The 20,732-nt window shown below is 40.3% G+C and carries 18 protein-coding genes; 9 read left to right on the top strand and 9 right to left on the bottom strand.

Going from position 1 to position 20,732, the window contains the following annotated elements:
- Positions 1-5 precede the first annotated feature (5 nt).
- From murD to F886_RS03760, 4 genes are all read right to left on the bottom strand, one after another.
- Positions 6-1,352 carry a UDP-N-acetylmuramoyl-L-alanine--D-glutamate ligase gene (murD, locus tag F886_RS03775; protein WP_005301658.1) on the bottom strand — a complete coding sequence of 449 codons (1,347 nt, stop codon included), beginning with the start codon at positions 1,350-1,352 and terminating at the stop codon, positions 6-8.
- A gap of 160 nt (positions 1,353-1,512) precedes the next feature.
- Positions 1,513-1,764, bottom strand: a complete 252-nt coding sequence (locus F886_RS03770) for a DUF6587 family protein (protein ID WP_005301654.1) — start codon at positions 1,762-1,764, stop codon at positions 1,513-1,515.
- Between the two features lie 20 nt (positions 1,765-1,784).
- Positions 1,785-3,638, bottom strand: coding sequence for a ferrous iron transporter B (gene feoB, locus F886_RS03765; RefSeq protein WP_005301651.1), 1,854 nt, complete (start codon positions 3,636-3,638; stop codon positions 1,785-1,787).
- Positions 3,635-3,898, bottom strand: coding sequence for a FeoA family protein (locus F886_RS03760; protein WP_013199126.1), 264 nt, complete (start codon positions 3,896-3,898; stop codon positions 3,635-3,637). The genes feoB and F886_RS03760 overlap by 4 nt, the downstream gene beginning before the upstream one ends.
- A gap of 143 nt (positions 3,899-4,041) precedes the next feature.
- Here F886_RS03760 and xerD point away from each other — a divergent pair, with 143 nt between their 5' ends.
- The 4 genes from xerD to thrC all read left to right on the top strand — a co-directional run bounded on the left by xerD (position 4,042) and on the right by thrC (position 8,660).
- On the top strand, positions 4,042-4,962 hold the full coding sequence (gene xerD, locus F886_RS03755; protein ID WP_005301648.1) for a site-specific tyrosine recombinase XerD: 921 nt from the start codon (positions 4,042-4,044) through the stop codon (positions 4,960-4,962).
- Between the two features lie 146 nt (positions 4,963-5,108).
- On the top strand, positions 5,109-5,921 hold the full coding sequence (locus F886_RS03750) for a DsbC family protein (protein WP_005301646.1): 813 nt from the start codon (positions 5,109-5,111) through the stop codon (positions 5,919-5,921).
- A 243-nt stretch (positions 5,922-6,164) separates the two neighbouring features.
- Positions 6,165-7,466, top strand: coding sequence for a homoserine dehydrogenase (locus F886_RS03745; protein WP_005301642.1), 1,302 nt, complete (start codon positions 6,165-6,167; stop codon positions 7,464-7,466).
- Between the two features lie 54 nt (positions 7,467-7,520).
- Complete coding sequence (thrC, locus tag F886_RS03740) at positions 7,521-8,660, top strand: threonine synthase (protein ID WP_004795157.1); 1,140 nt, start codon at positions 7,521-7,523, stop codon at positions 8,658-8,660.
- A 105-nt stretch (positions 8,661-8,765) separates the two neighbouring features.
- On the opposite strand, the gene pbpG is transcribed toward thrC, so the two are convergent.
- Complete coding sequence (pbpG, locus tag F886_RS03735; protein ID WP_147306163.1) at positions 8,766-9,812, bottom strand: D-alanyl-D-alanine endopeptidase PBP7/8; 1,047 nt, start codon at positions 9,810-9,812, stop codon at positions 8,766-8,768.
- Positions 9,813-10,024: 212 nt separating this feature from the next.
- Here pbpG and F886_RS03730 point away from each other — a divergent pair, with 212 nt between their 5' ends.
- The 3 genes from F886_RS03730 to F886_RS03720 are packed head-to-tail and all read left to right on the top strand — an operon-like array spanning position 10,025 to position 13,682.
- Complete coding sequence (locus F886_RS03730) at positions 10,025-10,660, top strand: response regulator transcription factor GacA (RefSeq protein ID WP_003654436.1); 636 nt, start codon at positions 10,025-10,027, stop codon at positions 10,658-10,660.
- A gap of 10 nt (positions 10,661-10,670) precedes the next feature.
- Positions 10,671-12,239 (top strand): sensor histidine kinase, encoded by a 1,569-nt coding sequence (locus F886_RS03725; protein ID WP_005301638.1) that lies wholly within the window; start codon positions 10,671-10,673, stop codon positions 12,237-12,239.
- Between the two features lie 24 nt (positions 12,240-12,263).
- On the top strand, positions 12,264-13,682 hold the full coding sequence (locus tag F886_RS03720) for a sigma-54-dependent transcriptional regulator (RefSeq protein WP_005301635.1): 1,419 nt from the start codon (positions 12,264-12,266) through the stop codon (positions 13,680-13,682).
- A gap of 2 nt (positions 13,683-13,684) precedes the next feature.
- Here F886_RS03720 and F886_RS03715 read toward each other — a convergent pair whose 3' ends face one another.
- The 4 genes from F886_RS03715 to lptF all read right to left on the bottom strand — a co-directional run bounded on the left by F886_RS03715 (position 13,685) and on the right by lptF (position 18,729).
- Positions 13,685-14,869, bottom strand: coding sequence for a S41 family peptidase (locus F886_RS03715; RefSeq protein ID WP_005301631.1), 1,185 nt, complete (start codon positions 14,867-14,869; stop codon positions 13,685-13,687).
- A 15-nt stretch (positions 14,870-14,884) separates the two neighbouring features.
- Positions 14,885-16,432, bottom strand: a complete 1,548-nt coding sequence (gene gpmI, locus F886_RS03710) for a 2,3-bisphosphoglycerate-independent phosphoglycerate mutase (protein WP_005301627.1) — start codon at positions 16,430-16,432, stop codon at positions 14,885-14,887.
- 126 nt (positions 16,433-16,558) lie between these two features.
- Entirely contained in the window at positions 16,559-17,629 is a 1,071-nt protein-coding gene (lptG, locus tag F886_RS03705) for an LPS export ABC transporter permease LptG (RefSeq protein WP_005301624.1), read from the bottom strand.
- Positions 17,629-18,729, bottom strand: coding sequence for an LPS export ABC transporter permease LptF (lptF, locus tag F886_RS03700; RefSeq protein WP_013199136.1), 1,101 nt, complete (start codon positions 18,727-18,729; stop codon positions 17,629-17,631). The genes lptG and lptF overlap by 1 nt, the downstream gene beginning before the upstream one ends.
- Positions 18,730-18,872: 143 nt before the next feature.
- Here lptF and F886_RS03695 point away from each other — a divergent pair, with 143 nt between their 5' ends.
- Positions 18,873-20,321, top strand: a complete 1,449-nt coding sequence (locus F886_RS03695; protein WP_005301620.1) for a leucyl aminopeptidase — start codon at positions 18,873-18,875, stop codon at positions 20,319-20,321.
- The gene (locus F886_RS03690; RefSeq protein WP_005301618.1) at positions 20,314-20,721 is read left to right on the top strand and encodes a DNA polymerase III subunit chi; all 408 of its coding nucleotides are present in this window, start codon (positions 20,314-20,316) and stop codon (positions 20,719-20,721) included. Before F886_RS03695 ends, F886_RS03690 begins: the two co-directional genes overlap by 8 nt.
- Positions 20,722-20,732 lie beyond the last annotated feature (11 nt).

The following is a 20,732-nucleotide window of genomic DNA, read 5'->3' as shown; positions in this document are numbered from 1 at the left end:
TTTCTTTAAACCAACGAATTGACACAGGCAACAAACTGCTGACCACGGTCATTATAACTTTTAAACATATCAAAACTTGCACAGGCTGGTGATAACAACACCACATCTTCAGCTTGTGTTTCACGTTGACACAGCTCTACAGCTTCTTTAAGCGTTGCTCCATGTAAAATTTTGGTTGCGCCCTGAATTGCTTGTTCAATAACTGGAGCATCTTCACCAATCAATACCACAACTTTGGCATATTTTTCGATAGAAGAACGTAATGGAGCAAAATCTTGACCTTTACCCTGCCCACCTAAAATCAAGGCAACCTTACCTTTTTTAACCTCAATTGCAGCCCCTAAACCGTCAATTGCTGCAAGTGTAGCACCAACGTTAGTCCCTTTAGAGTCATTATAATAACGCACATCATGCACAGTTCTCACATACTCACAGCGGTGCTCTAATCCTTTAAATTGTTTTAACGTTTCAAGCATAGATTCCATAGGCAAACCAATTGCTTCACCTAATGCTAAACAAGCTAAAGCATTGGCTACATTGTGCATGCCTTGAATATATAAATCTGAGCTTTTAATTAAACGCTGCAAACCACGTGCAAGCCAAAGCTCGCCATCACCATCTCTTAAAACACCATATTGATTTAAGTCTGGTGCATTTAGACCAAAGCTTTGCATTGGTGTGGTATCTGGAACAAGAGGGCGACTTAAAGCATCATCACGGTTAAATATAACTTTTTTAACGCCTTGGAAAATACGATGTTTTGCTTGGTGATAACCCCACATATCGCCATGACGATCTAGGTGATCTTCACTCATGTTAAGAACCACAGCAACCTCAGCATTTAAATGTGATGTGGTTTCCAATTGAAAACTTGATAGCTCAAGTACAAGCAACTCTGGTTGGTCTTTTAGCAAGTCTAGAGCTGGGCGTCCTAGGTTTCCGCCCACAGCAACTTTTTTACCTGCATCTTTAGCCATTAAACCAATTAGAGTCGTTACGGTACTTTTGGCATTAGAACCCGTAATAGCCACAATAGGCACTTCTGTCGCACGGCGTAATAATTGAATGTCGCCTACCACTGAAATCCCTTGAGCAATAGCTGCCTGAATTTCTGGTAATTGCGGTGCAAGGCCTGGGCTTAAAATAATTTCTTCTGCTTGTAATAATAATTCTTGGTCAAGTTGACCAAAACTGGTTTTAACGCCAGCTGGAATCTGGTCATGACCAGGAGGGGTTGGACGAGAGTCCGTTACTGCAACTTGGTAGCCTTGTTCATGCAGGAAATTAACAGCAGAAACACCTGATATTCCTAAGCCTGCGACAACTTTTAATCCACCACGTTGTATTAACATTTTTGCCCCACAATTTATCAATCGACAGAATGGCAAAAATGTTAGCACTTTGCTGTTTTGAATGCTTTTTCAGTTTGAACTTTATTCATCTTTTTTTGTGTCAGTGCGTAAAAAAGCCATCAATATGATGGCTTTTTAAACGAAACAGGAAATACTAAATTTATTGCCATTTAATCGGCTTAATTTCTTGAACTGCATTGGTAGGTTTATCTTCGCTTGAACAACCACAGCCACCAGCACAACCAAAGGTCATTTTTGGTTTAAGCCATTTTGCCAAAGTTATCCAACCCTGCTTTTCACAAAATACAGAGAGTGAAGAAAAGACTGAATTTGCTGTTTTTGGAAATACTTTCTTAAAAACAACAACCGCACTCCAACTCACTACAACCGCAATAATCAGATATTGAATCATATACAACCTCCTTTCTTGCCTTAACCCCAATAGTGGGAAGCAATTTGATAGGTAACAAACGATGCCAAATAAGCCAAACCGAACAGATATGCAGTCATGGCAGCAACATGTTTCCATGAACCTGTTTCACGTCGTACTGTTGCCAACGTAGCCAAACAATGTGGGGCATAAATGAACCACACTAAAAGCGACAATCCTGTTGCCAAAGACCAACCTGTACCATCTGCACTAATCAGATGTGACAAACCTTGAGCTACAGCATCGTCACTCGTTGCAGACAAAGCGTAAACCGTACCTAATGCTGCAACCACAACTTCACGCGCTGCCATAGCTGGAATCAAAGCAATACAGATTTGCCAGTTAAATCCAATTGGAGCAAATAAAGGTTGAATAAGGTGCCCGAGCATACCGGCAAAACTATAATCTATAGCAGGTAATGTCGCCCCTTCTGGTGGTTGGGGGAAAGTACACAAAAACCATAGCAAAATAGAGAGCGCAAAAATGATTCCACCGACGCGTTTTAAGAAGATCTTTGCACGGTCCAGCAAACCGATTCCCACACTTTTTAAATCAGGGAAACGATAACTCGGCAGCTCTAGCAATAAAGCATGTTGAGACTTATCTTTTTGGAAGAATTTCATTAAAAATGAAACACAAAGCGCACTTACAATACCAGCCATATACAGACCGAATAGCACCAGACCTTGTAGGTTGAAAATACCCCAGACCATTTTCTCTGGAATAAATGCAGCAATCAGCAAGGCATATACTGGTAAACGTGCCGAACAAGTCATTAATGGCGCAACCATAATGGTTGTAAAGCGATCACGAGGGTCACTAATACTACGCGTTGCCATGATTCCCGGTACTGCACAAGCAAAGCTTGAAAGTAAAGGAATGAAAGCTCGCCCACTTAAACCAGCTTGAAACATTAATTTATCAAGTAAAAATGCTGCACGCGGTAAATAGCCAGATTCTTCTAATACTAAAATGAAGAAGAACAAGATCAGAATTTGTGGCAAGAACACCACTACGCCACCAGCACCCGCGATAATTCCATCAACGACCAAACTATGTAGTAGGGGCTGTGTAATCACACTTCCGATTACTTCACCCAACCAACCGAAGAAACCTTCAATGCCATCCATGAATGGGGCTGCCCACGCAAAAACTGCTTGGAACACAATAAACATCATGAGCGCAAGGCTAAGTAGGCCTAAAACTGGATGCAAGAAAATTCGATCTAGAAAATCAGTACGCTTATCACCCTGCTCAACATAATGAACAACATCTTTAAAAATCATATCGATTTTTTGATGATGAGTTCCAGTTAAACCACTCAATTCGGTTTGTGGCACACTGTATTTTTCTTGATCAAGGGCATGTAATAAATTTTCAATACCCGCATTACGAACAGCAACTGTTTCAACAACGGGCACACCCAAACGTTGAGATAACTTTTGAGTATTAATTTGGATGCCACGACGACGCGCTTCATCCATCATATTCAGTACAAGTAAAATCGGACGGCCTAGCCCGATCATTTCGAGTACTAGTCCTAAATGCAATTTTAAGTTAGTGGCATCAACCACGCACAAAAATGCATCTTGCTGCCCTTCTTCTGCAATCTTACCCAAACAAACGTCACGGGTAATAACTTCATCAGGACTAGTTGCATTTAGACTATATGTACCCGGTAAATCGAGTACACGCACTGCTCGACCTGACGGTAACTGAAAATGACCTACTTTACGCTCAACAGTTACGCCCGCATAGTTTGCAACTTTTTGTCGAGTTCCAGTTAAATGGTTGAAAAGAGAGGTTTTACCACAGTTCGGGTTTCCCACAAGGGCAATACGTAACGCATCACTCATGCGGGTACTCCTTCTTCTACTAGAATTTCAATTTTTTCCGCTTCTGCTTTACGTAAAGCGAAACGAGTAAAGCCAATTTGGATCAAGATCGGATCACCACCAAAAATACCCTTGGTAATCACTTCCACTCGTGTGCCTGGTACAAAGCCCAGACTTTCCAAACGAATTGCGACCAAATCTTGCTGCTCGGACTCTACTTCTATCCGATTCACTTTGGTGATGGTCGCCGCTTGCTTCACTTTTAAAGCTGATAAACGCACCGCATCCGATCCTAAACCTTTTTTTCTAGTATACATATAAATGAGAATAATTACCAAATAAGGTTAAATTTCACTTCTTATTCAGTTTAATCGACAAACCTTAAAGTTTCTTTTAAAGTACAGAGGTTTAGAGGATCTAGTGTATGTTGAATAAAAAACCACGTATTCCAAGCCCAGTTCAAATTCCTGAACATTTAAGCTTTTTACAAGGTTTTCGAGACTATTTAGTTGCACAGACAGTAAGTCCACATACACGAAATGCTTATTTATCTGACCTCATTCAATGCAGTGAACTTCATAAAAAAACAGCTCTTCCACAGTGGACAAGTGATGATATCGCTGATGTTCTAATTGAACTGACAAAAGCAGGGAAAAGTCCCCGCTCGATTGCCCGCTGCTTATCTGCTCTACGCCAGTTTTACAAATTTTTACGTGAACAGAAATTACGAAGCGATAATCCTGTAGCAACTCACCATTCTCCAAAAATTGGACGAGCCTTACCCAAAGATCTATCTGAAGAAGATGTTGAAGCACTGATTCAAGCACCCGACATTAATACGGCACTTGGCTTACGTGATCGAGCAATGTTTGAAGTACTTTACGCCTGCGGTTTACGTGTTTCAGAACTACTTAACTTGCGATTAGAGCTCATTAATTTAAAGCAAGGCTATTTACGTGTTACAGGTAAAGGCAATAAAGAACGTTTGGTTCCGTTAGGACAATTTGCCTGTGAATGGGTAGAACGCTATTTGCATAATGCTCGGCCTCAGCTCTACAAAAGCTCGACTGACTATCTTTTTTTGACCCAACATGGCGGAATTATGAGTCGGCAGAACTTTTGGTATGCTATTAAACGCTACGCGCTTCAAGCCAATATTCAAGCTGAACTTTCACCTCACACCTTACGTCACGCCTTTGCGACACACTTGCTCAATCACGGCGCTGACTTACGTGTAGTGCAAATGTTACTGGGGCATAGCGATTTATCTACAACACAAATCTATACGCATGTTGCACAAGTACGAATGCAACAATTACATGAAAAACATCACCCTAGAGGATGATAAAGCTGTGAAGCTCAAAGTAAATATTTCATATCAATCGTTTGATTTCGTTCACAAAGGTTAAGAAAGTTTTAACAATACACATTAGATTTTTTGTTATGCTTAGCAGCTTCTGACTATAAATACTGATGAAATAAGGGTTATCTATGTCTTTTACCCGCTCTCAAATTTTTCTTGCCTGCGCTCTGGCATCTAGCCTTTTGTTCAGTGCTTGTTCTAAAGAAAACAAACCACAAAAAGAAGATGCGCTCACAGCGACTGCACCTGCTACTGGGGAAGCTTCAACCATTATCGAACGTAATGATAAACAGCGTTTGATCGAAACTTTGCAGAAACAATTTAAGAATGCAAATATCAACGCCAAAATTTTAGATATCAAGCCGACAGAAGTTCCTAATTTGTATTGGGTAAATCTCGAAGGAATGACATCGATTTATACCACCAGTGATGGAAAATATTTAATTCAGGGTGATGTAATCCGATTAGGAGGCAAAGAGCTTCATAATATTGGAGATAATCTTCAAGCTTCAGAAAATAAAAAGCATCTTGCTGCGTTAAAAAATGAAGATCTCATTGTCTATCCTGCAAAAGGTAAGGCTAAACATGTGATTTATGTGTTTACCGATGCAAGTTGTCCTTATTGCCATAAACTACATGAGCACATTCCTGAAATTAATGAAAAGGGTATTGAAGTACGCTATATCGCTTGGCCACGTGGTGAGCAATTTATGCCGACCATGGAAGCTGTATGGTGTAGTGCAGATCGTAAGGCTGCCTTTAGCCAAGCAGTACAAGGTGTCAATATTCCGCCTGCTCAGTGTAAAAACCCTGTTCGTGAACAATATCAACTTGGCTTAAACATGGGTGTAAATGGTACACCTGCTATTTATAGTGTTGATGGCGAGTACTTAGGTGGATATCTAACACCAGATGAATTAATTAAACGTCTTGATAAATAATCTACTTAAAGTTGATGAATGATTAATCATCTATCTCTTACAAAAAGCGCTGCTCTCATTGCAGCGCTTTGTTTTTTCAATAAATAATGCTTTAACTATCTGTGTTTAAAGACTGATCTACTCTTCTTTTCCAAACATCGCACTCTAATTCATTGAACAGGCACTAAAAGCGCTAGAGTCTGGCGTTTTTTTTAGCTATGATCTAGCTTCAACTAAATGATTAAATGATGAATGGAGTGTGACGTGAAACCAGTTCGCCTGGCAATACTCGGTCTAGGAACCGTAGGTGGAGGAGCCCTTAAACTACTACAAGAAAATGCCGCTGAAATTAAACGTCGCACCGGTCGAGAAATTCAAATTACCCACGTTGGAACACGTCGTCCTCGTCCAGATCTAGAATTGGAAGGGATTAAACAAAGCGCCGATTTACTTGACATCGTTCGTCAACCAGACGTTGATGTAGTTGTAGAAGTTATGGGTGGGATCCACCCTGCTTACGAAGTTATCATGGAAGCGATCAAACACGGCAAACAAGTCGTGACTGCAAATAAAGCGTTACTCGCTGAACATGGCAATGAATTATTTAAAGCAGCTGAAGATAATGCTGTACAAATTGCTTATGAAGCAGCAGTTGCTGGCGGTATTCCAATTATTAAAGTCATCCGTGAAGGCCTTGCTGCAAACCATATTGAATGGTTGGCAGGCATCATTAATGGTACAGGCAACTTTATTCTGACTGAAATGCGTGAAAAAGGTCGTGCATTTGATGATGTATTAAAAGAAGCTCAAGAACTTGGTTATGCAGAAGCAGATCCAACTTTTGACGTTGAAGGTATTGATGCTGCGCACAAGCTTACAATTTTAGCATCTTGTGCTTTTGGTATTCCTCTTCAGTTTGATAAGGTCTATACCGAAGGTATCAGTAAAATCACTGCACAAGATGTGAAATATGCAGAAGAACTTGGTTTCCGCATTAAACACCTAGGAATTGCACGTCGCGCTGAAAAGGGTATTGAACTACGTGTTCACCCAACACTTATTCCAGATGAACAGCTTATTGCAAATGTAAACGGCGTTAAAAATGCTGTTTTAGTTCAAGCACATGCTGTAGGCCCAACACTCTATTACGGTGCTGGTGCTGGTGCTGGTCCAACAGCTTCTGCTGTTGTTGCCGATGTAATTGATATTGTTCGTGACATCTCTTATACCGAAGACGGTGCAGGAACAATTCCTCAGTTGGCTTTTGAAGCATTAACAAATGTGCCAATTTTAAGCCGTGAAGAAATGACCACTGGTTATTACATCCGCTTAAATGCAGAAGATCAAACTGGCGTACTTGCAGATGTTACTACCATCTTAAGCCGCGCTGGAATTAGTATTGATGCCATCATGCAACAATCCCGTTTAAAAGACCTTATTCCAATCGTGATTCTGACCGATCCAATCGTTGAATCTAAAATGGATGAGGCTCTTGCACAAATCCAAGCATTACCTGCTATTCGTGGCGAAATCGTAAGAATTCGTTTAGAATCGCTCGATAGTTAATCAGGTTGAGGGAAAGATTCCCTCTCCCGCTTCACCTCTAATTGGAACACCATCATGTCTAATGCCAATCGTTATACTGGTCTTGTAGATCGTTATCGTGACCGTTTGCCAGTTTCGGCAACTACTCGTGCTATCTCTTTGGGTGAAGGCAACACCCCACTCATTAAACTTGAGAATATTCCACGTATTATTGGCAAAGATGTTGAAATTTATGTGAAATATGAGGGTTTAAACCCAACTGGTTCATTTAAAGACCGTGGTATGACCATGGCTGTAACCAAAGCGGTTGAAGAAGGCTCTAAAGCGATTATCTGTGCATCTACGGGTAACACTTCTGCTGCTGCTGCTGCTTATGCTGCACGCGCAGGTATCAAAGCATTTGTTTTGATTCCAGAAGGCAAAATTGCAATGGGTAAAATGGCGCAAGCGATGATGTATGGTGCAATCACTATGCAAATTCGTGGTAACTTCGATGATGGTATGCGTCTTGTAAAAGAAGTTGCTGATCAAGCACCTGTAACAATTGTAAACTCAATCAACCCTTACCGTTTGCAAGGTCAAAAAACCATTGCTTATGAAATCGTTGAAGCTTTAGGCCGCGCACCTGATTATCACTGCTTACCTGTTGGTAATGCAGGTAACATCACTGCTCACTGGATGGGTTATACCGAAGCTGTAGCAAACCAACCTGCTGATCAGTTTGAACAAGTGATTTATGATGCAGCTACTGATCAATTCACTGGTCCAAAACCTGAAGGTTTACCAACAATGGTTGGTTACCAAGCTTCTGGCGCAGCTCCATTCTTACGTGGTGCTCCAGTTGAAAGCCCTGAAACAGTTGCAACTGCAATCCGTATTGGTAATCCACAAAGCTGGAACCATGCAAAAGCTGTAGTACGTGACTCTAAAGGCTGGTTCGATGAACTTCAAGACAGCGAAATTTTAGAAGCTCAACGCTTACTTTCTATGTATGAAGGCGTATTTGTTGAGCCAGCATCTGCTGCTTCTATTGGCGGTGCGATTCGCGATATTAAAGCAGGTAAGATTGCTGAAGGTTCTGTAATTGTATGTACAGTAACTGGTAATGGCTTGAAAGATCCTGACACTGCAATCAAACAATGTGCTGATGCAGTGATGTTGTCAATTGATGCGACAATGAGCCAAGTAAAAGATTCGATTTTATCTAATATGTAAAATCTGAGTTTTCAAAAAACGGCTGTTCAACACAGCCGTTTTTTTATGTCATTTTTATAGCCATAAAAAACGCTTCTTGATAGAAGCGTTTTTAGAATATTTAAATTAAATACGTTTTGGTAAATTACTTAACCAACCTAATAGGTTAGTTGCATCGTTATTACGTGCCTGCGTACTTGGCTCGCCAAGCAATACAATCACTGCTGGACGCGAGTTTACAGTCGTATGCATGACAACACAGCGACCTGCTTCATTGATATAACCTGTTTTAGACAAGTTAATATTCCAACCACCATTACGCACTAGAGCATTCGTATTGTTAGATTTCAACACACGATAACCCAAGTTAAAGTCATAGGTCGGTGTAGTTGAGAATTGGCGAATCAAACCATATTGAGAAGCTGTACTCGCTAAAATCCCTAAGTCACGCGCAGAAGATACATTGCGTGGATCTAAACCAGTTGACTCATAATAATGAGTTGCATTCATACCTAAAGCACGTGCTTTAGCGTTCATTGCCGCTACGAATGCAGGACGACCACCCGGATAAGTACGCGCTAAAGCTGCCGCTGCGGGATTTTCAGACTTCATCAAAGCAAACAACAATACTTCTGCACGGTTCATTTTGTCGCCAACACGAAGTGTTGAACTTGAATTTTTACCGTTTGCCCCAGCAAAATCAATTTGCTCAAGCATAATTTCTTCTGACATGTTCAAACGAGCATCTGCCGTTACCACTGCTGTCATCAACTTGGTAATAGACGCAATTGGCACAGAAGCATTGGTGTTTTTACTAAACAGCACTTCACCCGTTTGCGCATCCATCACTAACGCAGCTCGAGCACTTACGCTCGGCTGAGCATTGTAACCACTCGTATCACGAATTGGAGCAAGCTTAGGAGCAGATGCTATAACTTTAGGTGCATTACTACCACGTAAAGTTGTAGTTACAGATGTTGATCCTTGAATAGTCGGCTCATCATCTTCATCATTCAACAGTTGACTAACATCAGCTGAAGACCAATTTAAATTTGCAGTCCCAGTACTCCCTGAGGACGGGTTATTGACGAGTTCTGCAAAGCTTGTTGAACTCAAACTAAGCAAAATAGACATGCTTAGCACATGTATTAAAGACTTTTTAGAATTTTTCACGGCACAATACTCGACTCAGGGTGATACACATTTGCGCTTACTATAATTATGCCTTACATTTGAGGTATAAGGTATAACGCTTTTACCGACACAATTGTGCACAACTATTCGCTCACTATATAAGAATAGGATTGCTAATTTTGTCATTCCATTGCAAGCTAATTTTGCTTTATGTAACAAAAAACTTGTTTTTTGAAAGAAAGGAGGTCTTCTTGATTACAGTTTTAGTTGTGGATGACCATGAACTTGTACGTACAGGCATTTGCCGTATGTTAGAAGATCATGCCGATGTAGAGGTCATTGGACAAGCCGAATCGGGTGAAGAAGCAATTGCTATTGTTCGTCAGAAACATCCTCAAGTTGTGTTGCTTGATGTCAACATGCCAGGCATCGGGGGTGTAGAAACGACACGTCGTTTACTACAAACCGCACCAGACACAAAAGTTATTGCTGTAAGTGGTTTATCAGAAGAACCGTACCCTTCTCTTCTGCTTAAAGCAGGGGCTAAAGGTTATATCACTAAAGGTGCTCCAATTACCGAAATGGTTCGGGCAATCAACAAAGTCATGCAAGGCGGCAAATACTTCAGTGCCGATATTGCTGAGCAGTTGGCGAGTTCCTATCTATCTGACACGCAACAATCGCCTTTTGACGCTTTATCCGAACGAGAAATGCAAGTTGCAATGATGGTTGTAAATTGTATTAGCGCTCAGGAAATTGCGGACAAACTTTTTGTAAGTGTAAAAACGGTTAATACTTACCGCTACCGTATTTTTGAAAAACTCGCTATCGATAGCGACGTTAAACTCACTCACCTTGCAATCCGTTATGGTTTGATCAAGCCATAATTAAACTTATATGCAATTTCCCTTAAACTCATCCTTGTCCCATACGATTTTTCGTTTGGGCACGTGGTATGGTTTATATCGTCTTATTATTGCGGTTAGCCTCAATATTATTTTGGTTTTAACCGATGCTCAAATCGACAATAGTCTACAACAACCCGCTTTATATTCTTATACCCTGCTCGGCTATTCCATATTAAGCCTTCTTCAGCTTTTGTGTTTTAAGTTTGTTGCAACTCAGGCAACCAAACAGCTTATTTTATTTTTTGTAGTTGATGTTATCTGCCTGAGCTTACTTACATTTTCTGTAGGTGAACCAAATCTACAACTCAGCTTGCTGTATGTTATTGCTATATTTACCTCGGCAATTTTACTCAGCGCAAGAATGTCTTTACTCATTACATTACTTGCTGTCATTGCCGTTATTTACCAACGTTTTGTTGGTAGTTTGTTTGACTACAATAATCTAAATACGATTGGTAATAGTGCCTTATTAGCCTTCTTATTTTTTGTGGTGCATGGCATTGGGCAAATTGCGGTACAGCGCTTTAAACTACTTGAAGCACTGACTTTCCACCAATCCATAGAACTCTATCAACTACAAAATATTAACCGCTATATTTTGGAACAAATTGAAGAAGGCTATTTGGTTTTAGATGAAAACTATGACATTGTTTTAAGTAATCCGGCTGCCTGCTCTCTGTTAGGGATTCCTCCTCAATTTGCTAGTGAAAAATATCCTTTAGCGAAATGGCACCCCGATTTATTTGAAATTCTTAAGTTTGATAACCTGCAAGAAGGCGATCGATTTATTTTTGAGTCTCGGCTGTCGGCGTATTCTATTAATATTAAAGTGCAACATCTTGTGGTGCCGCAACAAGCATTGACACTACTCATCTTACAAGATGCACAGCAAATTAATCAGCAAGCTCAACAACTCAAACTTGCTGCTTTAGGGCAACTTTCAGCCAGCATTGCACATGAAATCCGTAATCCCCTAGCAGCCATTGTTCAGGCAAATGAATTACTTAAAGATAGTGATTTAGAACAGCAAAATACTTTACGTCGTATGATTGGTAAGCAAACAAAGCGCATCGATAGTATTGTTCAAGACACATTAGGACTGGCCAGCAGCGAAAGAACTTACCCAATCCAGATTGAATTAAACAATTTCATAAAGACGTTATTAGACGAAGATCTTTTAGATGTTAAACATTCTATACAGCTTAAAATTTCCGATTCATCCTTAAAATTATTATTTGACGAAAAACAACTTAGGCAGGTACTCATTAATCTTGTCAGAAATGCTTTGCGACATAATGCACCCGATTCACCCTATGTTCTGATCAACATTCACTCACAAACAAATAAAATTTATATTGATGTGATCGATTACGGCGAAGGGGTTTCAAAACGTGATATATCTCAATTATTTAAACCATTTTTTAGTACCGAAATTAATGGAACTGGTTTAGGATTATATTTGTCTCATAGTTTTTGTGAGGCAAACCATGCGAAGCTCACTTATGTAGAGCAAAAACAAGGGGCATGCTTCCGAATGGAATGCCCAATAATATATTGATTTTTTTATTAGGTTTTTGGGGAAATGGCAGAACAGCAACCACTGGTTTTGCTTGTAGACGATGAAGAAGATTTGTGCCTTTTAATGCAAATGACTCTTGCACGAATGGGGATTAAAACACATCTTGCTTATCGGGTTGAACAGGCCAAACAACTCTTTACTCAGTTTCATTACGATGCATGCTTAACCGATTTAAACCTACCCGATGGTAGCGGTTTAGAATTGGTTAAACACGTATCTCAAACTTACCCACACACACCCATTGCAGTCTTAACTGCATACGGCAATATGGATATTGCAATTGCAGCGTTAAAGGCAGGAGCTTTTGACTTTGTAAGTAAACCTATTAACCAAATTCATTTAGATCAGTTATTAAAAAAGGCGCTAAATCAGCCAAAACCAGAGCATGAGTTTGGTGAAACAACTTTGGAAAATGACCTATTAATTGGTCGTTCTCCCCCAATACAAAACTTACGAACAGCTATTAAAAAAATAGCCCGCTCTCAAGCTCCTGTGTTTGTTACAGGCGAGTCTGGTACAGGTAAAGAGGTTGTTGCTAATCTTATTCACCGCTTGAGTAATCGCAGCGAAGGCCCCTTTATTGCGATTAACTGTGGAGCCATCCCAAGCGAGCTCATGGAAAGTGAACTTTTTGGGCATAAAAAAGGGAGCTTTACTGGAGCGACTCAAGATAAACAAGGTCTTATTTTATCGGCACACGGCGGTAGTTTATTTTTAGATGAAATTGCCGAATTGCCATTAAGTATGCAAGTTAAATTGCTTCGGGCCGTGCAAGAGAAAAAAATTCGTCCAGTAGGTTCAGATCAGGAAATTGATGTTGATTTTCGAGTAATCAGTGCCAGCCACCAAGATTTAGATTTGTTAGTCCGACAAGGTAAATTCCGTCAGGACTTATTTTTCCGTATTCATGTGATGGATATCATGTTGCCGCCACTACGTGAGCGCGGTGGCGATATTTTGTTATTGGCCAATCATTTTATTCAAAAAGTTTGTTTGGAATGGGAAATTCCAAGCAAACAATTAACTACAACTGGTGAAACTTATTTATTGCAGCAAGATTTCCCAGGTAATGTTCGTGAATTAAGAAATATGATTGAACGAGCTATTACCTTAAGTGATGATGAATTTATTGATTTAACACACCTAGCACCTCTTCTCAGAGGCAGTAGTGTTAACTCTCAAATCACCACCCAACCATTGAATGACACCTCAACTGCGATTGCCCAAACTCGACCAAAACTACCAATGGAAGGTTTAGAACGCTACTTAGAAAATATTGAAAAAGATCTTCTATTGAACGCATTGGACATGACACATTGGAACCGAACATTAGCAGCTAAAAAACTAGGAATGACCTTTCGTTCTTTACGCTATCGACTGAAAAAGTTTGGCTTAGATACCGAATTGGGAGAAGAAGTATAAAACTACTTTTTCTTTAGAAATAAATCTGCAACGCGATCTAAATAGACGTCTTCTTTCATTTCTGGGGGCATAGGATAGGTCTGATTAGGCTGAATACCTTGCCCTTCAATCATATTGCCATTTGGCGTGTAATAGTGTGAGACCGTCATTTGTAGTGCCGCACCACTTGGCAAAGGAAATAGCTTTTGCACTACGCCTTTTCCATAACTTTTTTCACCCATGACCCATGCACGCTGGTGTTCTTTCATGGCCGCAGTAAAAACTTCGGCTGCCGATGCAGAGCGATGATTAATTAATATACCTAATTTGATATTCTGAAATTCATTGCCGGGCAAAGCCTGAAATTGCTGGTTACCTTCCGAGCGGCTTTTGGTTGAAACAATAATTCCATTATTTAAAAATAAATCTGCTGACTCAACTGCTGCTGATAACAATCCACCCGGATTATTTCGTAAATCGATTAAAACGGCTTTTAAACGCGGTGAACTATTTTCTTCAATTAACCGTTTAATTTCATTAGCAGTGTCTTGCTGGAATACTCTAATTTTTAGCACTAAAACCTGATTATGTAGCATTACAGGTTCGATATCGGTTTCTATTTTTTTATTACGAACTAAGTTAATGTTTCCACTTAACTCTTCTGCTTGTACTTGAAGCGTACTTCCGATAGAACCATAAAGCAGTCCGAGCACCTGATCTTGATTTAAGTTTTTTAAGTCTTGATTATCAATCTTGAGAATCGTCTGACCATTTCTCAAGCCTAATTTATATGAGTCTGAACCTGTTTTAAGATCACGAATTATCCATTTATGGAGATGTAATTCAGGGCTTAACGCAAAATCAACCGAGGCAAGGTCACCTTCGGTATATTGAATGAGTTGACGATATTCTTCTGCCGACAAATAACGTGAATAACGATCTAGCCCACTCACTAACCCTTTAATGGCTTGTTGAAATAAGGCATCGTCAGACTTCACATCGACATAGTTATCTCGAACGATTCCATAAATTTGTACAAACTGTTGAATCGATTCGATCGGCACCTCTGCATAGCTATGTTCTGGTTCTTCTGAATCAGAATGCAAAGGTGACAATTTCTCTTTTACAACTGGCGCCGCAAAAGCAAATTGGCTGCAACACAGCAACATACTTACAATAAGTTTTTTATATTTAATGTGTTGCAGCATCCAATCACCTTTGGTTTATGCAGATAATGTAATCAGGTTACGTCCTTGCATTTCGGCAGGAACAGGAATCTGCATTAAATTGAGAATCGTTGGTGCTACATCGGCAAGCACACCACCTTCTGCAATTGTTGCTTGTGTTGGGCCAACATAGATAAACGGTACAAGTTCCGTTGTATGTTGAGTATGAACTTGACCACTCTCGTAGTCTTGCATCTGTTCAACGTTACCATGGTCAGCAGTAATCAACATATGGCCTTTTTTCGCCATAACTGCCTCATAGACACGACCTAAACAAGTATCAACCGCTTCAACTGCTTTAACTGCCGCATCAAAAATACCTGTATGGCCTACCATATCACCATTGGCATAGTTCACAACCAATAAATCGTATTCACCAGAATTAATAGCTTTAACCAATTCATCAGTTACTTCATAAGCACTCATTTCAGGCTTAAGATCATATGTCGCAACGTTTGGAGATGGAATTAAAATACGTTTCTCACCTGGATATTCATCTTCACGCCCACCACTAAAGAAGAATGTGACATGAGCATATTTTTCAGTTTCGGCAATGCGTAACTGAGTTTTTCCAAGAGAAGATAAATATTCACCCAATGAATTTTTGAGAGCTTCTGGCATATATGCAACTGGCGCATCAATGCTAGCTTGATAACGCGTAAGCATCACAAATTTAGAAAGATTTGGAACAACTTTACGTTCAAAGCCAGCAAAATCTTTTTCTACAAATGCGCGAGTAATTTCACGAGCTCGGTCAGCACGGAAATTCATAAATACAACGCTATCACCGTCTTGGACTTTAGCAATATCACCAATACGAGTCGCTTTTATAAACTCATCGTTTTCATTGGCTGCATAAGCTAACTCTAATCCTTCTACTGCTGTTTGTGCAGTACGAAGTGCTTCGCCTTCAGTTAACAAGCGATAAGCTTGTTCAACGCGATCCCAACGGTTGTCGCGGTCCATTGCAAAGTAGCGGCCAATCATGGTCGCGATACGGCCTTGACCTGGATATTGAGCAAATAATGCATCTAATTTTTCTAAAGATGGCTGAGCACTACGTGGAGGTGTATCACGACCATCTAGGAAAGCATGTAAATAAACTTTTGCACCGCGTTTTAATGCAAGCTCACACATCGCCACAATATGGTCTTCATGTGAATGGACGCCACCTTCTGAGAGCAAGCCCATAATATGAACAGCACCATTAGCAGCTTTGGCTTTTTCAACAGCGTCGATCAACACTTCATGTTTAAAAAAGTCGCCAGTACGAATATCTTTAGTAATACGGGTAAAGTCTTGATATAACACACGGCCTGCGCCAAGGTTCATATGACCAACTTCAGAGTTACCCATTTGTCCATCAGGTAAACCAACATCTTCGCCAGAACCAGAAATTAGACTATTTGGATGCTTTGCGGTCATTGCTGCCAAATTCGGTGTTTTTGCTGCAAGGAAGGCATTATCTTCAGTCGCTTCACGGTGACCAACACCATCCATAATGACCAGAACGTGAGGGATCTTGCCAGCAGTTGCATCCGTCATAATCTATTTCTCTTTTGTCTACAATTTCGTCACAATATCTTACCGAATTTTCGGTCAAGACTCTATTTTTTCCTATGGCTTTCACCAATATCTACGATTGATGAAAACCATAAATTTCAATTATTACTAGCGAGCGCGGTAAAGCAAATAACTTCCGGCACCAAACATTAACAAGATAGGTACGAGTACGAACCACGCAGGAGATGGGGCATAAACCAAGCTGGCATAACCCAAGAAATCCTGCAAATAATAGAAACTCAAACCAATAAACAATGCGATCACCAAACGGAAACCCATCGATTGTTGGCGTAATGGCCCAAAAATAAATGAACATGCCACGAGAACCAGAGCAATCAACGAAAATGGCGAGGCAACTTTTTGCCAGAAAGCCAATTGATAGGTCTTTGGAACCTGACTATATTCATCCATATAGCGCATGAAACTGATGAGCTGGCTTGGCGATAAATCTTCAGGATCTAAAGTCACCATGTGCACATATTTAGGCTTTAATGCTAAAGAAAGCGATTGTTCGTCATGGTCGGTTTTGATGGCATTTCCTGCCGCCAAAATATCCATTTGTTGGGCTTTCTTCAAAGCCCATTGACCATCTTTTACGAACTGGCCTTGCTGAGCATTGATTAATGATTGCAAGTAATAGTTCTGGTCAAAATCGACTACTTGAATATCTTTTAAATTGCCTTGAGAGTTAGCATAGTCGATATAGATAAATCGCTGCCCTTCACGTGACCAATAACCTTTCACTTCGCCTAAAGCAGCTACAGAGCGGTGACTTTTAACACTTGCTGCTTTTTCATTAGTATATGGAATAACCCATTCACTTAAGGCAAAAGACAAAATAATAAGCAGTAAAGCTGAGCGCATCACCCAACCAACAATACGCCATAAGCTAATACCAGCAGAACGCATAACAATAAGTTCACTGCTGGTTGCTAGTGACCCTAAACCAATTACAGCACCAATCAAGGCAGAAATAGGCAAAATTTCATATAGATAACGAGGAGCGCCCCATAACACATAGATGAGAGCTTGCCATGCGTTGTAGTCTGGTTTGAGCTCACCCAACTCGCCCAGATACGTAAATAAGATCTGTAAAATCGACAAAACAACTGTGGTGCCAAACATTGCAAGCGCAGTGGTTTTCGTCACATATTTGGCGACTATTCGACGTGCTAACATTATAATTTCACTCGCTTGATCTGTTTCTTGATTTTTGGTGCCAACTTTTGTTTACGTGAAAATAAGGCTGCTGCAACCCCATAAACCACCAACACGGCAGGATAAGCCCAAATATCGAGTTCTTCTTTACTGATACGAGTCTTGATTGCAATCATTAATACAATCAGACTGGAAAAAATAAAAATCGCCGGAATAAGACGGTAATAACGACCTTGTCGTGGACTCACCTCCGACAATGCCACAGAAAGCATTAAAGCAATAATAATGGTGAATGGTCCAAACAAACGCCATCCCAACTCACTTCTTATGACTGGATCATTTGTTTTTGAAAAGAGTTTAGTCGTTGATAATGCTTCTACATCGCCACTTTCAAACTTAACATCTTTATCATTTTCTAAACGTAGACGATAAGACTGAAACTCTGCTTGCGTATATTTTGGTTGTCCCGGAAATATTTCATAACGACGGCCTTGCACCAGATCAACGACATTGGCTGTGTCATTTGCAACTTCTACACGAGTCGCTTCTTTTGCCAAGATCATGACATCTGGCTTATCTTCTTTGGTCGCACGTTGATAAAAGAAAATGTCCTTCAAATTCTTTCGGTCTTCTGACAATGAACCTGCATAAATCGTATAGGGTCCAGAAGAAATAAATTCTCTTGGACGAACCAAATCGAAGCCCGTCCGAACCGCTTGGGTGGTGGTTAATTTTTCAAACTCACGCAGTCCCCACGGCGTCATCCAGAGCATAAGCACAGACTGACAAACCATATAAACAAGCGTCATTGGAATGAGTAATCGTGCTAATTGATGACGGCTCACACCACTACCGTTCAGTACTGCCATTTCATGGTCAACATATAAACGACCAAACACCAACATTAAACCAATGAAAAAACCCAGTGGTAAAATGAGGGTTAGAAATTCAGGTAAACGATATCCAATGATGCTAAACAAGATACTGGCATCTAAACGCCCCTGCGCCGCCACACCAAAGTATTTGATCAGACGACCACCCATCATGATTAAGGTCAATAAAGAAATGACCACCAATGAGGTAGAGACAACTTGCTTGACGAGATAACGCCGAATAATCAAAGTAATACTTCCAAAAGGCTAATCGGGACGACTGCTAGTTTACCCGAATGTTAAAAATATAAAACCGCACATTGCAACGCTATGCTTGAAAGTGTTTCAATGTTTTAATTCATCATAACTTTCTATAGGCAATCACGACAGCCATGAAATTTACAACTTATACAACTTTTCCCGAACAGACATCTAATGAATCTTTGTGGGTTTTAGTTGATTCAGAACAGCTACAAAGCAACGTCAACACATATCAAATCAATAACCTAGAAAGCGTTCTGAACGCTACCCAATTTAAAGGTAACTTCAATGAAACTCTGCCTTTATTTGGTCAGATTTCAAATCAGCCTCACAGCCAATTACTTGGCTTAGGAAAAACAGCTGAACTTCAGGCAGTCAAGCTCGCTAAACTTGCCCAAACGATTATCAAATCGACACAAAATAAATTTAAGCATATCGCAATTGATATTGCTGCTTTACCTGTCGAGCACCATTATTTATTTGCTTTAAGCTTAACTCAAGCAGCTTATGGTTATGATGAGTTTAAATCGAAAAAAAATGAATTTGTGTTACAACAGGTTGATTTAATTAGTTCAACAACTAGCCTAGATGAAAAACAACTGGCTTTAGTACATGCAGTACAGTCTGGTCAGTCTTATGCACGTGATCTTGGCAACCGTCCGGGCAATATTTGTTTCCCAGAATATTTGGCAGAACAAGCTCTAGCTTTAGCCGCAGAATTCCCTGACTTACTTAAAGTAACTGTTTTAAATGAGCAACAAATGGCTGATTTAGGCATGTATGCTTTTCTTGCAGTCAGCAAAGGATCTGAACGTCCAGGCCGTATTGTAACGCTCGAATATCAAGCACAGATTGATCAAGCTCCGGTTGTTTTAGTGGGTAAAGGCGTAACTTTTGATACAGGCGGTATTTCATTAAAACCAGGCCTTGGCATGGATGAAATGAAATTCGATATGTGTGGCGCAGCATCTGTACTTGGTACAATTCGTGCCCTATGCGAAGCGAAACTTCCTATTCATGTAGTTGGTGCAATTGCAGCAGCAGAAAATATGCCTTCTGGTAAAGCAACTCGTCCAGGTGACATTGTGACCACCATGAGCGGTCAAACTGTTGAAATTCTAAATACAGATGCTGAAGGCCGTTTAGTATTGTGTGACACATTGACCTATATTAAACGCTTTAATCCAGCAGTAGTGGTTGATATCGCAACATTAACTGGTGCATGTGTAGTCGCTTTAGGCAAAGTACTCAGTGGGTTGTTCTCACCAGATGATGCTTTGGCAGCAGAGCTCCAACAAGCTGGCGAACAATCACTTGACCGTGTATGGCGTATGCCAGTCATTGATGATTATCAAGAGTTACTTGATTCACCATTTGCGGATATTGCAAACATCGGTGGTCCATATGGCGGCGCGATTACAGCTGCATGTTTCCTTGAGCGCTTTACACGTGAATATCGTTGGGCTCATTTAGATGTAGCAGGAACAGCATGGTTATCGGGTCCAGCTAAAGGTGCAACCGGTCGTCCAGTACCATTACTCATGCAATTTTTAGCGAATCGTGTAAATACGAATGGCTAAAGTTAGTTTTTATCTGTTTGAAACCAGCGAAGAACGGCAAGTCGATAGTGCTTGCCGTTTATGTCGAAAAATATTACAGAAGCATCCTAAAATCTGGTGGTATTGCCCAGATGTGCAGCTACAACAGATGCTCGATGAAAGATTATGGGATTTCGACCCTGTCAGTTTCATTGCGCATGGCATTGACCAGACTGATGCTGCTGTATGCATTTCGGCTAAACAACCGCTTGAACAAGGCCTATTAGTATTTAATTTTAACAATCATGCACTTGAACAAGTTGATCATTTTAGCCACATTATAGAAATTGTTGAAAATAATGAAACAGCCAAGCAAATTGGTCGAGAAAAATTTAAAATGTATCGCCGTTTGGGTATAGAACCGCGGACCTTTAAATTATAACGCGCTAAAAT

The organism is Acinetobacter sp. NIPH 542 (genome assembly GCF_000369825.1).
GTDB classification, from domain to species: Bacteria; Pseudomonadota; Gammaproteobacteria; order Pseudomonadales; family Moraxellaceae; genus Acinetobacter; species Acinetobacter oleivorans.
The sequence above is the reverse complement of the archived record's forward strand: the minus strand, read 5'-3'. Positions and strand labels throughout refer to the sequence as shown.

What these genes read in the sequence shown, in the direction of transcription:
- F886_RS03695 (WP_005301620.1), top strand. Translation starts at nt 18,873, where the DNA reads ATGAAATTTACAACTTATACAACTTTTCCCGAACAGACATCTAATGAA.
- thrC (WP_004795157.1), top strand. Translation starts at nt 7,521, where the DNA reads ATGTCTAATGCCAATCGTTATACTGGTCTTGTAGATCGTTATCGTGAC.
- F886_RS03715 (WP_005301631.1), bottom strand. Translation starts at nt 14,869, where the DNA reads ATGCTGCAACACATTAAATATAAAAAACTTATTGTAAGTATGTTGCTG.
- F886_RS03725 (WP_005301638.1), top strand. Translation starts at nt 10,671, where the DNA reads ATGCAATTTCCCTTAAACTCATCCTTGTCCCATACGATTTTTCGTTTG.
- xerD (WP_005301648.1), top strand. Translation starts at nt 4,042, where the DNA reads ATGTTGAATAAAAAACCACGTATTCCAAGCCCAGTTCAAATTCCTGAA.
- F886_RS03770 (WP_005301654.1), bottom strand. Translation starts at nt 1,764, where the DNA reads ATGATTCAATATCTGATTATTGCGGTTGTAGTGAGTTGGAGTGCGGTT.
- feoB (WP_005301651.1), bottom strand. Translation starts at nt 3,638, where the DNA reads ATGAGTGATGCGTTACGTATTGCCCTTGTGGGAAACCCGAACTGTGGT.
- F886_RS03690 (WP_005301618.1), top strand. Translation starts at nt 20,314, where the DNA reads ATGGCTAAAGTTAGTTTTTATCTGTTTGAAACCAGCGAAGAACGGCAA.
- gpmI (WP_005301627.1), bottom strand. Translation starts at nt 16,432, where the DNA reads ATGACGGATGCAACTGCTGGCAAGATCCCTCACGTTCTGGTCATTATG.
- lptG (WP_005301624.1), bottom strand. Translation starts at nt 17,629, where the DNA reads ATGTTAGCACGTCGAATAGTCGCCAAATATGTGACGAAAACCACTGCG.
- murD (WP_005301658.1), bottom strand. Translation starts at nt 1,352, where the DNA reads ATGTTAATACAACGTGGTGGATTAAAAGTTGTCGCAGGCTTAGGAATA.
- F886_RS03750 (WP_005301646.1), top strand. Translation starts at nt 5,109, where the DNA reads ATGTCTTTTACCCGCTCTCAAATTTTTCTTGCCTGCGCTCTGGCATCT.
- F886_RS03720 (WP_005301635.1), top strand. Translation starts at nt 12,264, where the DNA reads ATGGCAGAACAGCAACCACTGGTTTTGCTTGTAGACGATGAAGAAGAT.